We start from the raw sequence: 21,800 nt of genomic DNA, 5'->3' as shown, positions 1-21,800 counted from the left end.
TCTTTTGCCACACAATTGGAAAAAATCCAACGATTGCCAGAAATTTCCGGAAAGCTCCAACTAATTCCAAGAGATTCCAGTAGAACTTAGAAAATTCCAATTTCCCCGACTGGTGAAACCTCTGGTCGGGAAAAATCTTTACTTTTATACGTGGGAGGCCGATGGCTTACAATAATGGAACCTTATATGTGATTGAAAACTGTTCAGATAAAATCAAAATTGATTTGTCTTTGCTTTCGCTCAATATGTCTGCAATGTGTGAAAGCTACGAAAGAACATCTGCTAAGTACATCTCTCTTTGTGAAAATGCAGGTTTTCAATTTAATAGCGAAACCAAATTAAATGAATTACAAACCATTTTGATTTTTAAAAAATGAATTGGAAAAACATACAAGTTTCAGACGACAACACACATTTTATCTTTGACGGAAAACCAATTTTCGCCAAGACTTTTATTGAAGTGTTAAAATTTCATTCGCCAGGACTTGCACCAGTAAAAGACAGTTCAGGTGCTTACCATATTGATATAAGCGGAAACGAGATATACTTAAATCGCTATTCACGGACATTCGGATTTTACTGCAATCGTGCTTCTGTAATTGACAACAACCTTTGGTTTCACATCAATGAAAAAGGCGCCAAGGTTTATTCAGCTTCTTATTTGTGGACAGGAAATTACCAAGAAAATATTTGTACCGTTCGCAACGCAGACAACCAATATTTTCATATTGACATAAACGGGAATCGCTTTTATGCAAACAATTACGTTTTCGCAGGCGACTACAAAGACGGTATTGCTTGTGTAAAATCGCAAGACGGTTTATACAGACACATTGACAATAAAGGAAAGTTCATCAACAATAAATCATTTATAGACTTGGGAGTTTTCCACAAAAACTTTGCGACAGCTAAAGACAAAAACGGTTGGTTTCATATTGACAAGAAAGGAAACGAAGTTTATAAGAATCGTTACTTGACAATTGAACCATTTTATAACGGGTTTGCTTTGGTGACAACATTTGAAAGCGATAAAATAATTATAGACGAAAAAGGACATAAAAATTTAACTGTATGACAAGTGAACAGAAAGAACGCCTACCTGTAACATGGTATAGTGCATGCGGGTTTCAAAGCTTTTCGAGCGTTTTCACTCGCATCAATTTTGGGTTGTAAATTGATAGGTTTGAAGCCCGAAATCCCTTACGACACCATACACTCAACGTTAACGCCAAGCAAAAAGACAATAACATGCACTCCTGATTGCGCACCGATGAAATATATTGTTGATTATACAGTGCATTTTGTATCTTTGCAAAAATAGGTTTTAAGTTATGAGAACATTATACCAAAAATTTGAAACGCTTTTGCAAAATACGACAACGGACTTTAAACGTTATTTGTACGAAACTGTCTCGTGGGAAAGCCGTATGATGGGGATAATTGGTGCTCGTGGTGTTGGGAAAACTACGATGATTTTACAGCACATCAAAGAAAACCTCGATACTAAAAAAGCATTATATGTATCAGCAGACGATATTTACTTTGGAGAAAATAGGCTTATTGATTTAGCAGACGAATTTTATAAAAATGCCGGAGAGTATTTATTTATTGATGAGATTCACAAATACACAGACTGGTCGCGTGAATTAAAAAATATTTACGATTCATTCCCTACCCTTAAAGTTGTATTCACGGGGTCTTCAGTACTAGATATACTTAAAGGTTCTTCAGATTTAAGTCGCCGTGCAATAATTTATAAACTTCAAGGACTATCGTTTCGAGAGTATTTAAAATTATTCCACAATTACGATTCAGGGGTATATTCACTAAAACAAATAATTGATAATGAAGTAAAACTACCAGATATACAACATCCGCTTCCATTATTTAATGACTATCTAAGTCGAGGCTATTATCCTTTTGGAATTGAGAATGAAATGAATTTAAGATTGGGACAAATTATTGTACAAACTTTAGAAACAGACATTCCTCAATATGCCAATTTAAATGTAGCCACTGGTCGCAAATTAAAAAGACTATTATCAATCATCGCTGAAAGTGTACCTTTTAAGCCAAATTTTTCCAAAATAGCAGAAATAATTAATGTGAGCAGGAATTCCTTAGACGACTATTTTTCATATATGGAAAAAGCTGGACTTATTGCCCAGTTACGAAATGAAACAAGTGGTATTCGAGGATTAGGAAAAGTTGACAAAGTATATTTAGATAACACAAACATCATATTGAATCTTGTGGGAGATAAATCCAACGTAGGAAATTTAAGGGAAACCTTTTTCTTTAATCAAATGCGAGTAAAAAATGAAGTTATCTCTTCGAAAAATGCAGATTTTATTATTGATAACTACACCTTCGAGGTAGGTGGAAAAAAGAAGAAGCAAAGTCAGATTGAAAAAGACGGAAAATCATTTGTAGTTAAAGATGATATTGAATTTGGATACTTAAATGCAATACCTCTTTGGGCATTTGGAATGAATTATTAAGAAAAAAATGAAAATGCCAGGCGTTAACATCATGTATAAAATATTGGGGGTTTATGTATGTATAGGCAACTCCACTCATTGTAGCAAAAACAGGTGATAATCCTGACAATGTTTTTATTTTTATTATTTTCGGTTCCATTGTCAGCTCAATCTGAAGATATGTTTAAAAAATTGGAGCAATACATAAGGAATCATGTAAATACTCGGTTGCTGAGAAATTTATCGGTTTTTGCCATTATTTTCATTCCTTTGGGGACATGGCTGTTTGCCACTAATGAGTCGCCGCTGGATTATACCATGAGCATGATCGGGAACAAGCTCGGTTATCGGTTGAACTTTATAATTTGGGGGGCTGTCACCGGTTTTCTTCTTATATTTTATGTGCTGAGGTTGTTTGTTTTAAAAGCATTTAAAGATAAAAGAGCCCGACGACTGCTGATTTGGTCGTTGCTGTTTTTAATGCTGACCGTACTTATACCTGCTGTAGATTACCTTCCGGTTTTAAGCAAACTTCATACGATAGCAGCCATTGCGTTTGCTTTGTCACTAATGGCATCTCTTTACCTTTTTGTTGAACATCTTCACCGGGTTAACAAAAGCAGTAAAAGCTGGTCTATGGCTATGTTCTGGATAACGATTGGAGGCTCGTTGCTACTACATTTTTTGTTTGGGAACACTGGTGTTTTTGAATTGTTTTTCTTTTTTTCACTGGCGGCATTTTTACTTCTTTTGCGGGGTATTTCAGGAAGGTAATGTTGCTTAGCGGTAAAAGTTCCGTTGCTAAAGCCATTAAGTTGTTTTTTCAATCATCAGTGAAGGAAATCAATGTTCTTGATTACCAAAATTTATTTGCTACTGCAGCTGATAGAGATACTGGTTTCATAAAAATGACAATAGGTGATAAAAGGTAAATTTACAGAACCCCCAAACACCACAATAGAATAAAGAGCCCTGACTTCTCACATTATATTACTCCCACCCCATCAGGTTGCTCAAAAACTCGGAAAGTTCGGCTGCAATTTCCTGATGTTGGGCTAAATCGGGGTGATTATCACAGCCATTGTTATACCTTCCGGAAAAGAAAAAAGTATGAACATTTGAATCCCCCCGGGCATGCACAGAGTTGCGAACCGAAGTGAGGTAATTTTTTAAGACAGCGGTCAGTTCCTCATTCCCCATAGGACTTGTGAGCAATACTATTTCAGCATCGGGATAGTGCGTTCGTAGGGTTTGAACAAACTCCACATACCGGGAACAAAACGCTGTAGAATCCTGAATGCCATCGTTCTGCCCCAAGGCAACAGTTACCACATCGGGCTGGTAACGCGAGAAAACCCACTGGGATTGGTTCTCACGCATATTCAGCTTGTCAAACACATCAGGCATTACAATATCCATATCGCAGCAACTGTGCATCAATCCGATTCCGGAAACGGATGACAACATCCACTGAGCATCCAGCATTCGGGCAGTGACAGGACCATAACTCATATAAGCATTGTGCTGATCGTGCCACTCACCTTCCCCGCAGGCGATTTCAGAAATATCGCTACCGGTTCCACAAGTAATGGAATTGCCGTAAAATTCAATCTTGCGTTCCGGAACAGGTGCAGGCTCAAGCAGTTTTTCACAATGCAGGCCCGCAAACTCCAGGAAACCAATTCCCGCTTCAGTACTTTTGCAAATAATAAGACGATGGGGCCCCTCTCCCACGGCATCCATCTTAATCACATTGTTTTTCCCCGTCAACTTTATCCGCCGAACCGGCTGGTCATCCACTTGCAGTGAAACGTAGTTATGATTACTGCCATACAAAACCTCATCATTAAGTTCTACCAGGCAGGAATCTCCTTCGAAACGAGCCTGAATATATACTCCGGGGGCCCAGAATCGGGGCAACTCAGGATTAGAAAAATCGACCCGCCCGCAATACTGGAAAAGAGGATGATCTGCAGAAAAGAATTTTGTTTTGGTCTGTGAGCAACTTCCCAAAGTGGAAGCAACCAACGCCATCATTAAAATAAATATCAAAGAATCAAAGCGGTAGTTTTTCATAGTTATGCATCAAAAATTAACCTTCAAAACAAGCAAAAATAAAAAAATAAAGGCTCTTTTTATTGCCCAAAAACCTCCACAAATCGGTCAATCTCTGATATTTTCTTACTCAACCATGATCAACCCCGGATGATCGCCAGTGATGCAACGCCCACCATCAGGTGTTACCACAAAAGTATTTTCTATCCCCACCATTCCAACACCGGCAATTCCTTTTTTGGGCTCCACGGCAAATACCATATTCTCTTCCAGCGGAACTTTGAAACCTCTGGCCAACACAGGCAATTCGTCCACTGTAAGGCCAATGCCGTGGCCCAGAAATTTTACAGTACGATCGCCAAATCCCATAAAGTTCTCTTTGAAATCAGGACTAAGTCCGTCCATAATGGTTTCATAGATGTTTTCAGGAATATTTCCGGGTTTCAACATCGCAGCCACCTGATGTTGAATATCTACACACTGCCTATGAATGTGCTGAACATCCTCGGGAAGCGGTTTCCCGAACATATAGGTCATGGTTTTATCGGAGTGATAACCATTTACCCCCATTCCCATATCCACAAAAACAAGATCACCCTTCTGAAGTTTTCTTTTTCTGCTTCCAAGGCCCGGAACAGCAGCATTTAATCCGCGATTGCCTCCGGGGCCGTCGAAATTGGTAGGATACAACGAACTCTCACCAAACCCAAGCTGGGCCACCACAATTTCTGTATCAAACATGGCAAAACGGGCAGTCCCCTGATGTCCTTCTTGCACCATCAGCCGGTAAAGTTCACCGGAAAGATCAGCCTCTGTCATACCCTCTTTCAGAACCTTTGGAACCAGATTCTCCAGCACCCGCTGATGGATAATTCCGGCTTTTTCCATAAAACTCAATTCCAGGTCACTCTTCACAGCCCGGGTCATGGCTATCTGGAAATCGAGCGACTGAAACCGTTCAAAAGGAAAATGTTTGCGAATCCGGTTGAACATTGCCAAAGGCACAAACTCAGCCTCCAAATATACATCTTTGGGAGTTCTGAGATAGACAGCAGCGGCATCCCGGTAGCTACCCATGGGACGGATATCAGGAAATTCAGATTCTTTGGATGTCCGTTCAAAGCTTTTTCGAACCCATAAGATAGCTTCACCATCGCGGGGAATGATCAACATCCCGTCGGGCATAGATCCGGTGAAGTACAAAAGATTGATTTTACTAAAGACAATTCCCATCTCCCATTCAGGGTTTTGGGCATTCATTATTTCACGAAAACGAACAAGTCGCCGATTGAGTTCTGAAACGGGGATAATAGATTCCATAAAAATATTTTTTGATAATGCTGTTCCCGAATTAAACTATATGAAATGACATATAAATATGATTCATTTTATCATTCAATTAGCCAAAATTAAAGAAAAACGATAAATTAGGAGTGTTTCCTTATCTTTAATTCTGGATTTAGATTTATCAGTAAATAATCCCCATCCATCCATTGGGGAAAAGAAGCTGTTGGTTGATGTTTATTTTGGGCAAATGCTGGACTTTATCACCAGCATGACACCTCATCCTATCAATCGTTAAATAAACACTTTAAGAAAGAAAAAGGATCATGAACATAGAAATGATTACCAACAACAAGAAACAACACATTGACTTACTGCTCTTAGCAGACGAGTCAGAGGGTATGATAGACCGATATCTGGAAAAGGGTGATATGTTTGCACTATTCGATGACGGTTTAAAAACTGTATGTGTTGTCGCGGCAATTGACGAAACAACCTGCGAATTGAAAAACATAGCAACATATAAAGAGTATCAGGGGAGAGGATATGCAAAAGCGTTGATTAACTTCATCTCAAATTACTACAAAGACAGCTATGATACGATGCTTGTCGGAACAGGCAACACTCCTGCAATATTGTCGTTTTATGAGCATTGCGGATTTGAAAAGTCTCATATTATTAAGAACTTTTTTACTGATAATTATGATCACCCATTGTTTGAAGATGGAGTACAACTAATTGATATGGTTTATTTGATGAAGAGATTATAGATAAATTAAAAGCACAAGACCATGAAAAAGACAATTGCCAACACAACGATTGAAATCATCCGGGGGGACATCGCCTCCCAGCCGGATATGCAAGCCATTGTCAATGCAGCCAATGCGCACCTGTTGAACGGAGGCGGTGTGGCAGGCGCTATTCACCGGGCTGCCGGTCCCGGACTGGAAAAAGAGTGCAAGCCAATGGGCCCTATTCGACCGGGAGAGGCAGTTATATCAGGAGGACACAACCTTCCGAATAAATACGTTATTCACTGTCTGGGACCCGTTTACGGACAGGACAAACCCGAGGATAAATTGCTGGCTGATTGTTACCGAAATGCATTGCTGCTGGCAGATAAAAAAGAAATTGAATCCATCGCATTTCCGGCGATCTCGACCGGTATTTTTGGTTACCCCGCCGAAGATGCGGCTCACGTAGCCCTCAAAACAATTATCGATACCATTCCCAATCTCACCAACATTCGAACGATCCGGGTGGTTCTGTTCGGGCAGGACGATTTTGAAATATGGAAAAAAGCGTTGGCCGGATAAACACATAAAAAAGGGCCGTCCGGAATGATCCGGCACGGCCCTTTTATCCACACACAATCAAAAAACTCTTTTATTGATTCAATACTTTTATTTGGTCAACCTTTGCACCATTAACCAATTGAATAAAATAAATTCCTGACGGCAAGGCTTCGAACGAAACCTCAGTATGGTCTCTGAAGCTTCCACCGGCTACGATATTTCCGTTGGTATCAAAGATCTTGTAAGTTGTCTCAGAACCACCAAATTCAGCGATCTCTGATATTTTTAATTCGCCTTCCACCGGATTGGGCCAGGCATTGTAAAAACGTGAAGGATCCTGAGAAGGACCAAAAATCGGTGTGGAATCTTCCACTTCTTCTGCATGAGGATATCCCACATCATCCTGCGCTGCCATATAATTCTCCAGCCAAAGCATTGCATCTTTTTTTGTTCCGTCAGCATTTAAAAGTCCCGTTCCCTCTTTCCAGGTACTACCTTCCACATATCCCCACAAAGTAATACCGGCTACATCAGGATGTTCCCAGTAAACCGGAAAAAGCTCCTGATAACTGCGTAATTGTGAAGCCTCTGTATTTTGTTGTCCCGCCAGATCGAGCTCTGTTACGAAAACCGGCACACCGCCCGAAGCCATCAAACTGATCCTGTCGGCAAGCACCGAAGGCTGATTCGCCATAGGATCAACATTAAAAGTGTGGGCCTGTGTCCCGAAGCCATCTATCAAACCTCTGTCACGCAATACTGTCACCAGGTCAAGCATTTCATAAATACCGTCAGGATTATTTTCCAATTCAAAATCGTTCAGTACCAATTTTGAATCCGGAAAATACTCACGTGCTTTCTCAAACAACCAGATGGCCCAATCGTAACCGGTTTCTCCCGGGCCTCCCAGACCTTCCCTGAAATAAGGCGTTCCGGCGGCATGTTCCTGTCCATTCCAGGTATTCAAGTACATATTTTCATTCAGCACATCAATCTGATCGATGTAGGTATATCGCCCGGCAATAGCAGCCATATACTCTTCCACCTCAGCACGGAAGGCTGTAACATCAGAACTCAATGCCTCAATCCATGAAGGATACTGACTCCCCCAGGCAATGGCATGATAACGGTACATCAGGTGATTGGTTTCGGCAAAATTGTAAATATTATCCGAACCTGACCAATTCATATTGTCACGTGTGCGCTCAATGCTTCCCCATTTGGAAGCGTTCTCAGCCGTCACACCATTCCATAATTCGAGATAATCACTTCTGGCACTGCCATAACCGATAATATTTCCGAGATACTTTCCTTTACCGGCACTCAGACCACGGGCGATTACAGCTTCATTTCCGACAATTACCAATACGCCTGCCGAAGTGAAAGATACCCCCTGGTCATTGGTAGCTCGCGCTGTGATGCGGTAAGCCCCTTCTGCAACATCCTCCCACAAAAAAGAGTAAGTATTGTCCGTGTCCTCAGAGGTCTCATGAACCAATTGATCATCTACAAAAAACTCCACTTTGGAAATATCCCGCGGTACATCAGAACCTCCTGATCCTGTTGAATAAACACGTATCATCATATCACTTCCTGCCTGATAGTAGGCATTGCTATGCGGATAGGTGATGACACATGAGGGAGGCGTTGCTGCATGCGCAGCATCCATAAATAAAAACATCCATAATACAAAAACTGCGGTAAAGCTACCCTTCATAATTTTTCTCTTTTAAATTTTCAATTTTCACATCAGCCTGCAGAAAGTTCTGCAAATCGCCATTACTACCAGAACAGAACGAAACGCAAAAATAACAATTTTCACCGAGTTATGATAATGCTGATTGCTGGAGGGAAGAAATATTTTATGAAACGCCCCCTTTTTTGGACAAAGGGAAAATCTTAAAACAGTAAAACAAAAACCCCGTCAAAACCAAGGCCTTGACGGGGTAAATAAATTTTCTTATCCAATTACTTTTTCAACAAGTCCTGCACTGCATTGGCCAGATAAATATAGGATCCGCCAACTGTAATCACATATTCATTCTCACCCCAAAGAAAAGGCCAGTCTTCTTTGTTTTCCGGGAAGTCGGGATCAAGAATTAAAAGCCCTGGAACAATACCTCCGGGAATGTATGAAAAATCGGCCCGATTCATTCCATAAGCAACTTTCTTTGTATGCAGGCCAACGCCCGAAACAAAAGAGATATCGGAATCGGGATGACAGCCAAAAATATAGTTCAGCGCTTTAAATACATACTCTTTATCCATAACATCAGGAAATGCCTTGTGGAGCATATAATTGGTAATTCCAAAGCCAATGATAGTCCCGTTTCCGGCCCATCCGCCTTCGGTTATGGGCACATCAAAAGGATTTTGCTTCTGAAGGCCCTTCAGTTCTTCTACGTAACTCTCTGCTCTCGTCTTAACTTTAGCAACAAAAGCATCATCCATATAATCGAGTGCCGGCAAAAGCGTGGAAGCAAGAAACGCAAATCCTTTACTCACGTCGGGCCACATCTCTTCTATTCTTTGGGCATATTTATCATTGCCGGTTGCGATCAAAAGCTGGGTTGCCGCACGAAGTTCTTCAAGAATCATGGGGCCACCGGTGGTATTTCCCACATAGAAAATATCCGGTTCTTTCGACTGTTCAAGATTCCAAACACCAATGGCAGTTTCGAGACACTCCTGAGCAAATTCGGGATCATAGGTTTTCAACGCTCTGGATGATGCAGCCAATGCAGCGGCACTACCATAATTGAGCGGTGTGGATTTACTGGTAAAAGCCCAGCGGTCATCAAAGGTTCCGCTGTAAGGATAGTCCACTTCCAGACTGTCCAGCGCAGGATTGAAAATAAGATTATCGGTCATCGTGAGGCCGTCACCCAGATGAGTGTATTGCGATAAATCGGAGACAATGATTCCAGGAATGGCATGTCCCACTGCGCGATGCTGGGCCAGCAGCCCAATGGCGCCATGTTCAATTTGCTGGAGGATGTCATTTCTACCATCCGGATGATGCAAATCCACATAACGATTTTCCTGTTCCACAAGTGTTTCATCACGGTCAATCTGAAAATCTTCCCAGGCACCTACCAGGTGCAAAACAGTGTAGTATTGCGACTGCGTGCGAATATCATAATCACCTGCATCGTACCAGCCTCCCACATTCAATCCGGGAATATGCTCACCCGGTTGATATTGCGTATCGGTAGTTGGACCCTGGGCATACAAATCGAAATGCTCATGGTTGACCGGAGCCTGAAGGGCATCATCCAGATGCGAAGCACCATGCCACACACGATAGGCCTCATTAACCAGCACATGGTCCATCTGCACAGGCATAAAAACATCAAGTGTCGGATGCCAAATGTTGTCATAAACATTGTCCCCTATGCGCAACGGGCGACTCTCCCACTCTCCATACCGGACCGAATAGATGCCTGGTTCTGTAATTTCTGAAAAATCGAAAACTCCGTACTTATAGCGTTGATAAAAACCCCATTGAGTTACTTCATCTGAATAAACACTGGTTTTTTGTCCATTTTCATCAATTTTGTACAATGAAGCTTCAGGAAGATAATCTGCATTTTTATCAAGCTCTATCACAGCCTTTTTTTGCTGATCGGGATGGTATCCCACCTGCGAAAAACTGATTACCGGGTCACGCATCCAGTTTTCCACCCCCGACACGTCCATTTTCCATTCAATGACACGCCCTGTTTTTCCTGAAGGAATGAGGCTACGCAACACCAACCATCCATTCTGGGCTTTGTTTCGACCATCAAAAAACATCAGTTCATTTTCCGACTCAATGGCGACTCTGCGATAATCATCCTCCGGGGCAAATACCATTTTATGACCTTTGGCAAGCGCCTCGGGTTCTGTCTCCCCTTTTTCATTTTTTCGGGTAGGCCCTGAAGGATAATGAGGAATAATCCCCGGCTTCCCATCCATCATATAAGTCTTATCGAAATAAGCAGAAGGCAAAAATTCCAGGTTAAACCCGGCTTTCCCTTCCAGATGCTCAGGCAAAGGTTTGTCCAGATGCACACTGATAATAACATCATCGCCCGATGGCTCTGTCTGAATCATATAGCCAAAATCAGGATACTCCAGCCAGGCTTTCACGATATTATTGGCCCGATCGACCTCTTTTCGGTTAAATTTAGGAATGGGATCCCACTGCTCCGGAGTGCGATTCAACCTCACATCTCCATTGGTCACAGTTCGTTTACCATGATGAATAATTTCAATACCACTCATTTTGGAATCACTGAAATTTTCATTATACCAATTGGTAAACATCAAAACATTAACTCCGGGCATTTCGTAATACGCGGAATCATTTAATTCTATTTTGTTCTGTTCTGCCAGGGTGTTTGAAAAAAAAATTCCTAAAAAAGCCAGTATCAGAACACCTCTAAGCAAACCGGGTAGATGGTTTCTTTTCGTTGTGGTCAATCTGTTCATAGTCCTTTTGTTTTTTGGTTTAATCAAAGATAACGAATTATTTTTACCTAAATAAAGAACCTCAATGCCAAAGAACATCACCCAAAAAACCATTGCTTTTTGCGGTATAGCCCTGTTTATTTTTCCTTTGAAATTTATTTTGGGAGGAAATTACTGATAGAAGATTAATGATAAAATTTCACCCAATCCAATGTAACCTCAAACTCTCCTGATTGCTTATCTGAAATCAAAATCCCCATTTGAGTAATATCTCTTGATTTCAATTCAGGTTTATTTTTTAGCGTATTTCCCCTGAAAGTCGGCTCAAAATCCTCAAAAGGTATTTTAAATTCTTTCCACTCCTCATTTGTGGTCTTGATTTTGAACTGATAGGCATAGCCATCACTTTCACCATTTGTCCTAAAACGGATCCCATACACTTTCCCGTCTCCTCTTGCCCGCACAGCAACACCCTTAAAATCGTATTTTAATTCCAAAGATTCAATGGGAGTCCGGGCCGAAGCAAAACCACCACTATTTTCCAAAGACACATTTCCTCTAAAGGTCAAAGAACCTTCCGGATTGTAAAGAACCTGACTCTCTGACAAGCCCCCATTACACCATCATTAACAACCTGCCAATCTCTTGAGTTCTCAGGCGAATCAAAGTTGAATAATGTAACATCACCATTTGTCAATATAAGTCCCATAACTAATAAATTTAAAATTTTCATGTCATCCCCTCTGATCAGCTTTCAATAGTTCAATTTTCGTCAAAATCAGATTCGCTTCAGCAGTCTTTTGATCACTGGCTTTGCGATTAATTGTCGATAATTTATAAGCTTCATTGAGCAACCGCTGGTATTTCTTATTCAATACTTCAATTTTCGTTTTCCTCCTGAACAAATTAAACATAGAATGAGATTTAAAAAATTATTATTCCATTAAGACAAAGTATCTTATTGCCACCAATCGTTTCATGATTAAATCTTAGAAAAAACATCAGTAAGCTCAATAATAAAGCAAAAACGTCTAACGACTTACCGTTAACGTTAAACAAAAAGTATGGCATAAAGGTTTATTGGATGAAGTAAATAGCAAATTTAAAAATGCATTATGGATTTAGTCACACAAACAGTCCTTGGAGCTGCTGTAGGAGAAGTTGTTCTGGGTAGAAAAGCAGGAAATAAAGCCATCATGTGGGGTGCGGTTGGAGGACTAATTCCGGATTTGGATGTATTGGTCTCTCCTTTTTTCAGTGAAGTGGACGGACTTTTTGTGCATCGCGGCTTTAGCCATAGCTTAATTTTTGCTTTTCTCATAGCGCCCCTGCTGGGATGGTTGATCCATCACATTCATAAGAAGAAAATGGACATCAGTTGGCGCGAATGGACGGGATTGATATTCTGGGCTGTCTTTACGCATCCTGTTTTAGACTATTTCACCACTTATGGAACGGGAGCTTTGCTTCCATTTCACAATTACCGAGTTGAATTCTCCACCATAGCCATTGTGGACGTTTTCTATACATTGCCCTTTATACTGGTGCTTCTGGTAATTCCGTTTATCAACAGAACTGCTAAAATCAGAAGGAAACTCATTGTGGGGATGTTTTCTATCACGTCGCTCTATTTGTTAGGAACTGTTGTAAACAAGCAACACGTCAATAATGTCTTTGAGAAAGCTTTCTCCCAAAATCAAATCCCTTATGAGCGTTACAGAACCTCCCCCTTGCCGTTGAGCAACTTTCTCTGGATGGGACTTGCAGAAACAGATTCAGGATATCACATCGGTTTATATTCCAATTTTGATACTCACATCCCTGATGAATTCATTTTTGTTCCCCGCAACAAAGCATTGCTGAATGAATTCTCAGACTACAAAGATTTAAACCAGTTAATTCACTTTACCAAAGGCTATTATCATGTAAACAAAGACCAGAACGGGCTTTATTTAGCCGATCTCCGTTTTGGGAAAATGGGTATAAATGAAAACAGCGAATTTGTATTTAAATTCTACCTTAAACACAAGGATGAGACCTTGATTATTCAACAATCTCGAGAGTCACGGTCCATTGAAAATGATATATTGTCAAACTATATTGACAGAATAATGGGGATAAAACCAAAGAGGACGGTCAATATCATTTCCTATTGAGCAATATCGAGACTTCAACTTCTCTTATTTTATTCATCGTACCGGAAAACATCAGGGTTTACGGGTATATACATACCCCCCAATAATTGCAGTGGCCGGAGCCACCAATACCAAACCAAAACTCCCCACAAGGGTATTTAACACTTCTCCGGCAATATAATTGGTGTTAAAAATGGTATCGATGGGAGTTCCTTTGGCCATAAAAGCCATGAAAATAAAAATGAATCCACCAGAATAGGCAAATAAAAGCGTTGTGGTCATGGTACCGATTACCGGATAGGCAATATTAAAGCCTGATAGCATCAATTCGCGAACCCCCATTCCGGGTTTCTTTTCGATCAATTCATTCTGAGCCGCTGCAATATCCATAGCTACATCCATCACTGCCCCGGCAGCAGAAATAAAAATTCCGGATAAAAAAATGTCAGTAAGCTTAAGCTGGGTAAATCCGGAGTACAGCAGTGTTTCTGAAAAATCCATTATGGTTCCCGGCACCCGAAACCAGTCACCAAACAACAAGGCAAGAAAAGATGTCAGAGCAATGCCTGCAAGCGATCCGCAAACAGCTACCAGCCCCTTGCGCGAAAAACCACTAATAAGCAAAATAATAACTCCTGTGGTTATAAACAAAATCACCAATGCAACAGGAACAGGACTGTATCCTTTCAAAAATAGTGGTATCAACACTTTCCATATAGCCAAAGCAGTGAAAACAAATGACAACAATGCTTTAAAGCCCGTAAGTCCGGCAAAAGCAATAAGAAACAAAGCAAAAAGCCCAAACAAAATAAGTTCTATATGGATCCGGTAATAATCATCAGCCCTGGCACTAATAATTTGATCTCCAGATTTATTTATCTTCAAAACTACAAATACCTCATCCCCTTTTTCAAAAACCTTATCAATTTTCTTCTGCCCCATCAAAATATTGTATCCCGAAACAGTATCTCCTTTAAAAGAACCCGACTGAATCTGCATCAAAAGTTTCTGAGAGCCGGTAGTCACCACTGCATGCGTTTGAAGATCAGCATTGTCAACCTTTAAAACGATTGCTTTCTCCCGAAAAGTGGACTCAAGTATAGACGGATTCTCAAAGCCTGTTGGCAAAAAAATCAAAATCAAGGTCAGCACAGATATAATAATCACAAAAAAAAGATTAATACGACGATTTCTCATTTTTATAAAATAACAAGGATCAACAAAAAACCTGCTGACCTGAAACGGCCAGCAGGTAAATTAATTTTGGGCTATTAATTTGGATTTACTGATTAAGCAGTGCAATATCGATGATTTTATTCCCAATATCAGTATTGTCATAATAACCGCCGAAAGCCTCTTGCCCTATACCTAAGGCAAAAACAGGCACAGGGGTTCCGGTATGCGAATAGGATGTCCAGTCTATTCCCGCTTTGTTATTGAGAATATGCGTTACAGTTACAGTAAAGGGATCGTAATAACCATAAATAACCGCAAGTTCTTCATTGGCGTGTGCCGATTCTCCGGTCATACTTCGGTTAAATGCATCCTCCAGCAATCCTTTTTCATAATCAGACAAAGCCAATCCTTTGCCAGCGTCGCCAAGTCCAAAAACTTTCTGAACGTCTGACAATGCCTCCTGAAAAGTCTTTTCTCCCGTTTGGGCCCAACCAATCACGTCATTAGTAAAAGACCAGAACGAACGACTTTGGTATTTAAGCAAATCAAATGCAGTTTCATAACCGGTAGCTGCAAACCCCAGTGTAAGTCCGCCACATTCATGGTCACCCGTAACTACAATAAGTGTTTCATCGGGATGTTGATTGTAAAACTCAAGAGCCACTCCCAGCGCATCATCAAAAGCCATCATATCCATTGCAGCAGAAACCACATCGTTGGCATGGCAGGCCCAGTCAATTTTTCCGCCTTCTACCATCATAAAGAAACCATTTTCATTATCCAGCACTTCAATGCCTTTTTTTGTAAAATCAGCCAAAGAAATTTTATCATCATTGGCTTGCTCGTCCAAATCAATTGCATAAGGCATTGCAGATCCGTCTCCTGTAAAAGATTCAAGACTTTTAAGGGTGGCAATAACCTTTCCCGAACCTTCATTCAATTCATCAAAATCAGTTTTTGAGCTCACATAGCTATACCCTTTCCCCTGAGCATCGGACTTAAAATCTGCTAAGGAGTAGTCTTTATATTTGTTAAACCGCACATTACCGCCAGCAAAATAATCAAACCCACTATTGATAAGATCCTGCCCTATTTCCTGATAATTATTTCTGGATTCATTATGAGCATAAAAGCAGGCGGGAGTAGCATGATCAATACTAACTGAAGAGATAATCCCCACCTTCATGCCTTTATCGCGAGCCATTTCTGCCATTGTCTTTATATTTCCCGAATGATCTCCGTTCATAGAAATAGTACCAATGGTTGTTTTTTTTCCGGTAGCTAAAGCTGTTGCAGCAGCTGCAGAACCGGTAATATAGCGATCTTCAGCATGTGTTGTTTGCATCCCCGTTACCGGAAGCTGCCTGAGATTAAGCTTTCCAATCCCTACTGATTTCAACTGAAAATCAGGATCATTCAGAGCAGCCTCTGTCACATTAATTTGAGGGCTTGACATTCCGTCACCAATAAAAAAAAATACATACTTAGGTGCCGATTCAACAACCACCTCTTCTTCATTTGTACCTTTGGTGTCATCATTTACCACCTCTTCTATTTCCTGTTCATTATCATCATCGTCACATGAATAAAAAGAAACAGACAAAGCCAGCATTAGGACAAACAGTTTAAAAAAATTCTTTACTTTCATTTTTTCGATTTTTGAAGTTTTTTGTGAATGAACTTAAAACACTCCAAAAGTAGAGCAGAGATGAAAAGAGAATTATACCCTGAATTTATCTTATGATTACCAAAATGTTTATAATAATAACTGGTCTAAATAATAATATTAACATGCCTAAGAATGAATAATCCACAGAGATAATCCGGAAAAATCCATAATATTGCATTGAAAACGCAATGTTATGATTATCCAGATAGCCCTTTTATCCTCTGTCATCCTTCAATTTGGCGCATTCTTCAATACGCTGAAGTTGATTCGACGCACCAAATTCAACATATCCTGGATTACCATCTCTATCGCATTTTTTCTGATGGCCATCAGGCGATTGAGTGAGTTTGCAACGTTCGCCAACAGCGACTCTCCCGCTGCTACAGATTACTTCAACAGCTGGATGGCAGTTCTCATCTCTCTGCTGATGTTTGTGGCTTCCTTTTACATTCGTCGCATTTTCAACCTGCAATCGCAAATAGACAATATGCGCAAAGAAAATGAAGCCCGTGTATTGTCGGCCATCATCGAAACCGAAGAGAAAGAACGCCAGTCATTTGCCAGGGAAATGCACGACGGACTGGGCCCTGTATTATCGTCCGTAAAGATGGCATTCTCGGCTATTGACCTCAAAGCCACCGGAGAAAAAAACCGGAGGATTATTGAAAAAACTGAATCCTCGGTTGATCATGCCATCCTTACAGTCAGGGAGATATCCAATCATCTGAGTCCTCACCTGCTCGCAAAATTTGGCCTGAAAAAAGCCATTCATACCTTTTATGAAGGCATCTCCCGGCCTGAAAAACCCGGATTAAAATTCTTTTCACACCCCGACCGGTTAGAAATCCCTTACAATATTGAAGTCATCCTCTACCGCATCATCAGTGAACTTATCAACAATACCCTGAAGCATGCAAGCGCCGCCAACATTGAAATATCCCTTATCATCTCTTCCGGACAACTGGATTTACATTATTCTGATGACGGAAAAGGTTATGAGCCATCTGCCATTCAGGATAAAAAAGGCACCGGCTTGTCCAATATCCACTCAAGAATCAAATCACTTGGAGGCAAAGTGGAGATTCACACTAAAAGAAACCGGGGATTTTTCCTCAAAACCAATATTCAGCTATGAGGATTTCTATTGTTGACGACCACCAACTGTTTAGGGATGGACTGAAATTTCTGCTTTCGGGATGGGATTTTATTGATGACGTTTTCGTCTCTGAAAATGGGGATGAATTCCTGAAAAATATTGAATCCATGCTACCCGACGTTGTATTAATGGACATTGAAATGCCGGGAACCAATGGTATTGATACCACAATCGCCTGTCTCGAAAGATATCCTGACATTAAAGTAATTGCTCTTTCGATGTATGGCAATGAGAACTATTACACCGGAATGATTGATGCCGGAGCCAAAGGCTTTTTGCTTAAAAACTCCCGTTTCGAAGATGTGCAACGGGCCATCACAGAAGTAATCAACGGCAACAACTATTTCTCGCCCGAAATACTCAATGGCATCGTGCGCAATCTCAGCAAAAAGAAGACCAGTCCCGACAACAGTGAACTCACAGCGCGCGAGATTGAAGTATTATACAACATCTGCAAGGGGCTGTCGAATCAGGAAATTGCAAACAACCTGAACCTCAGCAAACGAACGGTTGACAAGCACCGTGAAAATATTTTGCTGAAAACTCAGTCGGGAAATACCGCCCAAATGGTTGTTTATGCCATAAAAAACAAGCTTTTTGAAATCTGACTCCCCCATCACTACGCTAAAAGACGTATCTGAAATTACGACTTAGGACTGTTTTACAACCTCTTCAAAGGCCGCAATTTTGTACTGTAAATTTTATTCAAAAAAATTATGGTCAAAATTGAGTGCATCTCCATTATCGGTGGCATTGACAAATCCGGAAAACCGGAAAACATCACATCTCTGGACATCCGAGAGGGTGAAATCATTGGCATCGTTGGTCCAACAGGGAGTGGCAAAAGTCAGTTGATCTCGGACATTGAGCAATTATCTCAAAAAGATAGTTCTACACGCCGCCAGGTTCTGGTTAACGGGAAAGTACCCTCACCTGCCCTGCGAAACGATCCCCGGCAAAAAATGGTGGCCCAGTTGTCGCAAAACATGAATTTTCTTGCAGATATGGAAGTCCGGGATTTTTTGCGCCTTCATGCCCGATGCAGAGGAAAAGACCAGATTTCTACAGATGAGATTATCTACAAAGCCAACCAGCTCACCGGAGAGCCTATCAAACCAAATGACAACCTGACAATCCTCAGTGGCGGTCAAACGCGTGCACTGATGGTGGCTGATGTAGCTGTGATTAGTGAATCTCCCATTGTACTCATCGATGAGATAGAAAACGCCGGAATAAAAAAACATGAGGCACTGGAATTACTCTCCGGGCACAACAAACTCATAATGATTGTAACCCATGATCCGGTGATGGCCCTCAGCGCAAAAAAACGGATCATTATGAAAAACGGAGGTATGAGCACCCTTTTGGAAGCAACTCCGGAAGAGAAGATAGTTTCAGAACAGCTCTCCGGTATTGATGCGACCATCCTTCATCTGCGGGAACTACTTCGTAATGGCCTGTACATCGAAGAAAACGACCTCAACTTCATTCCGGAAAGCCTGTTGTGCAAAGAAGAAAATGCATCCCTCACCTTGTAGCCACTGACCAGCAAAAAATGACTGATAATAAAACCATCAATAAACTACCACTGATAATCATCGCCGGAACTCCCGGAGCAGGCAAAACTTCTGTTTTGGTGCATACCATCAGGATATTAAAATCGGCCAACAGACGTCCGGCACTGGTTAAAATCGACTGTCTTGCCACGGACGACGACAAACGCTTTGCCAAACTGGATCTACCGGTTCTGGTAGGTTTGTCGCGTGATATGTGTCCCGACCATTACTCGATTTATAACCTGGATGAGATGAAAGCATTCGCACAAAAAAACCAAGCAGACGCTCTGATTATGGAAACCGCCGGCTTGTGTCACCGATGTGCACCCTACACCGAAAACTGCCTCGGAGTGTGTGTTATAGACTCCACCAGCGGCCCCAATAATCCGGGTAAAGCAGGTCCGTTCCTCAGTTGCGCCGATATTGTAGTAGTCACCAAAGGCGATATGATTTCGCAGGCCGAACGAGAAATCTTCCGCGAAAGAATACTGGAAGCCAATCCCGGCTGCAACATCGTTGATGTGAATGGACTCAATGGACAGGGAGCTGCCGAACTGGCTCAGCAATTCCAGTCTTTTAAAGCAGGTTCTTCCGTAGAAGACAAGCTTCGGCACAATGCGCCTTTCTCGGTTTGCACCCTCTGTGTCGGAGAAAAACGAATAGATAAAAAGTACCACCGTGGACTATTGAGAACCATGAGCGGATGTGAACAATATGTTGGAGAATAAACCAGATGCCATGTTGGAGAAAATCAAAAAACTGCTCCCCGGATTCAATTGCGGGAATTGTGGCTACAATCGATGCGATGATTTTGCCAAATCTCTTATCAACAGAAAAGAGAAGCCATCGAAATGCCCGGTTCTGATACGACCCAGCTTTGCTGCAGACAAAAAATCCATAGAGGAGCTCCTAAGATTGGAGCCGGGATTTCATCCGGAGAAAATAATTTCCGGTGTTATTGATCACTACCGGGCAGACATCATCCTACATCCGCTGAAGAATGAGAAAAGCTGTCGCGAAACCCTTCTTCCGTTCTCAAACATCCAAACAGAACCTGACGATGTGATTCGATATCGACCTCTGGGATGCCCCATCACACACATAGCCAGAGTAGTCGAAACAGACCACAACCTGATTACCATCGTAATCATTGGCCCGGAAACCACCCGAAATACAGATGTAACAAGCATTTTAGATCTGGGGATTTGTATGGTACTGGCTTTTCAGGGAACGTATGAAGGAAAATCGCTGAGAGTGGGAGAAACCATTCGATTTCTGCCTCATCACTGCATGATGCAGAAAATACATAGCGGTGTTGTGGTAAATCTCGAACATGGAAATGTGCGCATTGAAATCATAGACCTAAAAGTTTGGAGCCCACCGGAAAAGAGCGGTTCACTGAACAGACACAACTAAACACCAATAGTATGCTTATTCCCTTTTTGATTCCGTTCGTCATTGCCATGTTTCTGGCCATCAATATGGGCGGCAGTGGCACTGCTCCCGCATTTTCTGCCGCTTATGGCGCTAACCTCATCCGCAGAGCTGCAGTTCCCGGCTTGTTTGGGATCATGGTTTTTCTGGGAGCAATCATTGGCGGCCAGGAAACTGCAAAGACCATGGGTAAAGGGCTTTTGAATGAAGAAATGATGACCTTTACTATCGTATCCATCATCCTGGCATCAGTAGCCATCGCCCTGCTCATCGCCAACCTTTTCGGCATTCCACAATCCACCAGTCAGGCCACCGTGCTTGCCGTGGTGGCCCCTGCCGTCTATTTTGACTCCCTCAACACCAACAAACTGTTTTTTGAAATCATTCCCACCTGGCTCATCATGCCCTTTATTGCATTCTTCCTGGCTTTATTGATCGGAAAATACATCTACAGACCCATTCGCCGGAAGGGTTACACCATTTCAAAAAAGGTAAATGATAATTTTCTCCTAAAAGGGCTCATCGTATTCATGTCGATGTATGTAGCTTTCTCCATCGGGACCAACAACGTAGCAAACGCGGCAGGCCCCATTGCCATCATGTCGGTCAACGAACTAAACATCAGTGATGCTCACTTTTTACAGGTACTGATTCTGGCCACGCTCATAATTGCACCCAGTTTTGGAATAGGAAGCTCTGTTTTCGGCCATAAAATACTGCGCAATACAGGCAAAGAGATTGTGCTGTTCGGTCGCATTGAGGCAGTTGTCATTGCATTCATTTCTGCCACATTGCTTCTTTTGGCATCAGTGGTCAAAGGCATCCCCACCTCTTTGGTGCAACTGAACGTGGGAGCTATTCTGGGCATCGGGGTAGCCAAACTTGGTTTTAAAAACATCTTCCGCAAAACTGAAGTGAACCGTTTCTTCATCATGTGGCTGATTGCTCCGTTAATCGCTTTTTTCATCTCTTTACTTTTGGTTTACCTGGCAGATATTCAGGGAATTATTTATTTGTAACCCCTGTGACCTTTGAAAAAAAAATATTCCCTGATGTGACATTTTTGTTTTACTTGCGAATATATAGGTAAACAAAAAACATTGTCACC

At 41.5% G+C, this 21,800-nt stretch carries 20 protein-coding genes; 12 read left to right on the top strand and 8 right to left on the bottom strand.

Features of this window, described 5'->3' with window-relative positions:
• Nucleotides 1-373: 373 nt before the first annotated feature.
• The 3 genes from BY457_RS17270 to BY457_RS17260 all read left to right on the top strand — a co-directional run bounded on the left by BY457_RS17270 (nt 374) and on the right by BY457_RS17260 (nt 3,254).
• Entirely contained in the window at nt 374-1,075 is a 702-nt protein-coding gene (locus BY457_RS17270; protein WP_106154577.1) for a WG repeat-containing protein, read from the top strand.
• A gap of 256 nt (nt 1,076-1,331) precedes the next feature.
• Nucleotides 1,332-2,501 (top strand): ATP-binding protein, encoded by a 1,170-nt coding sequence (locus BY457_RS17265; RefSeq protein ID WP_106154576.1) that lies wholly within the window; start codon nt 1,332-1,334, stop codon nt 2,499-2,501.
• 159 nt (nt 2,502-2,660) lie between these two features.
• Nucleotides 2,661-3,254: a hypothetical protein gene (locus tag BY457_RS17260; RefSeq protein ID WP_146131003.1), complete on the top strand. Its 594-nt coding sequence runs from the start codon at nt 2,661-2,663 to the stop codon at nt 3,252-3,254.
• Between the two features lie 216 nt (nt 3,255-3,470).
• Here the strand turns inward: BY457_RS17260 and BY457_RS17255 are convergent, their stop codons facing one another.
• Nucleotides 3,471-4,556, bottom strand: coding sequence for an SGNH/GDSL hydrolase family protein (locus BY457_RS17255; protein WP_106154574.1), 1,086 nt, complete (start codon nt 4,554-4,556; stop codon nt 3,471-3,473).
• Nucleotides 4,557-4,661: 105 nt separating this feature from the next.
• Nucleotides 4,662-5,855, bottom strand: a complete 1,194-nt coding sequence (locus BY457_RS17250; protein WP_106154573.1) for a M24 family metallopeptidase — start codon at nt 5,853-5,855, stop codon at nt 4,662-4,664.
• Nucleotides 5,856-6,145: 290 nt separating this feature from the next.
• Here BY457_RS17250 and BY457_RS17245 point away from each other — a divergent pair, with 290 nt between their 5' ends.
• Together BY457_RS17245 and BY457_RS17240 are read left to right on the top strand one after the other, a co-directional pair.
• Complete coding sequence (locus BY457_RS17245) at nt 6,146-6,589, top strand: GNAT family N-acetyltransferase (protein WP_106154572.1); 444 nt, start codon at nt 6,146-6,148, stop codon at nt 6,587-6,589.
• Between the two features lie 21 nt (nt 6,590-6,610).
• Nucleotides 6,611-7,135: a macro domain-containing protein gene (locus BY457_RS17240; RefSeq protein WP_106154571.1), complete on the top strand. Its 525-nt coding sequence runs from the start codon at nt 6,611-6,613 to the stop codon at nt 7,133-7,135.
• 70 nt (nt 7,136-7,205) lie between these two features.
• On the opposite strand, the gene BY457_RS17235 is transcribed toward BY457_RS17240, so the two are convergent.
• From BY457_RS17235 to BY457_RS17220, 4 genes are all read right to left on the bottom strand, one after another.
• Nucleotides 7,206-8,831, bottom strand: a complete 1,626-nt coding sequence (locus BY457_RS17235) for an endo-1,4-beta-xylanase (protein ID WP_106154570.1) — start codon at nt 8,829-8,831, stop codon at nt 7,206-7,208.
• Nucleotides 8,832-9,082: 251 nt separating this feature from the next.
• Nucleotides 9,083-11,587 (bottom strand): glycoside hydrolase family 9 protein, encoded by a 2,505-nt coding sequence (locus tag BY457_RS17230; protein ID WP_181256523.1) that lies wholly within the window; start codon nt 11,585-11,587, stop codon nt 9,083-9,085.
• A 164-nt stretch (nt 11,588-11,751) separates the two neighbouring features.
• Nucleotides 11,752-12,174: a CIA30 family protein gene (locus BY457_RS17225; RefSeq protein ID WP_106154569.1), complete on the bottom strand. Its 423-nt coding sequence runs from the start codon at nt 12,172-12,174 to the stop codon at nt 11,752-11,754.
• Between the two features lie 126 nt (nt 12,175-12,300).
• On the bottom strand, nt 12,301-12,480 hold the full coding sequence (locus BY457_RS17220) for a Lacal_2735 family protein (RefSeq protein WP_106154568.1): 180 nt from the start codon (nt 12,478-12,480) through the stop codon (nt 12,301-12,303).
• Between the two features lie 201 nt (nt 12,481-12,681).
• Here BY457_RS17220 and BY457_RS17215 point away from each other — a divergent pair, with 201 nt between their 5' ends.
• Entirely contained in the window at nt 12,682-13,722 is a 1,041-nt protein-coding gene (locus BY457_RS17215; protein ID WP_106154567.1) for a metal-dependent hydrolase, read from the top strand.
• A 51-nt stretch (nt 13,723-13,773) separates the two neighbouring features.
• Here BY457_RS17215 and BY457_RS17210 read toward each other — a convergent pair whose 3' ends face one another.
• Nucleotides 13,774-14,898: a YibE/F family protein gene (locus BY457_RS17210; RefSeq protein WP_106154566.1), complete on the bottom strand. Its 1,125-nt coding sequence runs from the start codon at nt 14,896-14,898 to the stop codon at nt 13,774-13,776.
• A gap of 85 nt (nt 14,899-14,983) precedes the next feature.
• Complete coding sequence (locus BY457_RS17205) at nt 14,984-16,525, bottom strand: alkaline phosphatase (RefSeq protein WP_106154565.1); 1,542 nt, start codon at nt 16,523-16,525, stop codon at nt 14,984-14,986.
• Nucleotides 16,526-16,739: 214 nt separating this feature from the next.
• Between BY457_RS17205 and BY457_RS17200 the strand changes: the two genes are divergently transcribed.
• From BY457_RS17200 to BY457_RS17175, 6 genes are all read left to right on the top strand, one after another.
• Entirely contained in the window at nt 16,740-17,681 is a 942-nt protein-coding gene (locus BY457_RS17200) for a sensor histidine kinase (protein ID WP_106154564.1), read from the top strand.
• Nucleotides 17,678-18,310, top strand: coding sequence for a response regulator transcription factor (locus BY457_RS17195; RefSeq protein WP_106154563.1), 633 nt, complete (start codon nt 17,678-17,680; stop codon nt 18,308-18,310). The genes BY457_RS17200 and BY457_RS17195 overlap by 4 nt, the downstream gene beginning before the upstream one ends.
• A gap of 108 nt (nt 18,311-18,418) precedes the next feature.
• Nucleotides 18,419-19,240, top strand: coding sequence for an ATP-binding cassette domain-containing protein (locus BY457_RS17190; RefSeq protein WP_106154562.1), 822 nt, complete (start codon nt 18,419-18,421; stop codon nt 19,238-19,240).
• A gap of 17 nt (nt 19,241-19,257) precedes the next feature.
• Nucleotides 19,258-19,986: a GTP-binding protein gene (locus BY457_RS17185; protein ID WP_106154561.1), complete on the top strand. Its 729-nt coding sequence runs from the start codon at nt 19,258-19,260 to the stop codon at nt 19,984-19,986.
• A 10-nt stretch (nt 19,987-19,996) separates the two neighbouring features.
• Entirely contained in the window at nt 19,997-20,674 is a 678-nt protein-coding gene (locus tag BY457_RS17180; RefSeq protein ID WP_258176782.1) for a (Fe-S)-binding protein, read from the top strand.
• 11 nt (nt 20,675-20,685) lie between these two features.
• Nucleotides 20,686-21,711: an inorganic phosphate transporter gene (locus tag BY457_RS17175; protein WP_106154559.1), complete on the top strand. Its 1,026-nt coding sequence runs from the start codon at nt 20,686-20,688 to the stop codon at nt 21,709-21,711.
• Nucleotides 21,712-21,800 lie beyond the last annotated feature (89 nt).

Source organism: Marinilabilia salmonicolor (assembly GCF_003003035.1).
Classification (GTDB): domain Bacteria; phylum Bacteroidota; class Bacteroidia; order Bacteroidales; family Marinilabiliaceae; genus Marinilabilia; species Marinilabilia salmonicolor_A.
Note: the sequence above shows the minus strand (reverse complement) of the source record. Positions and strands in the feature narration are given on the sequence as shown.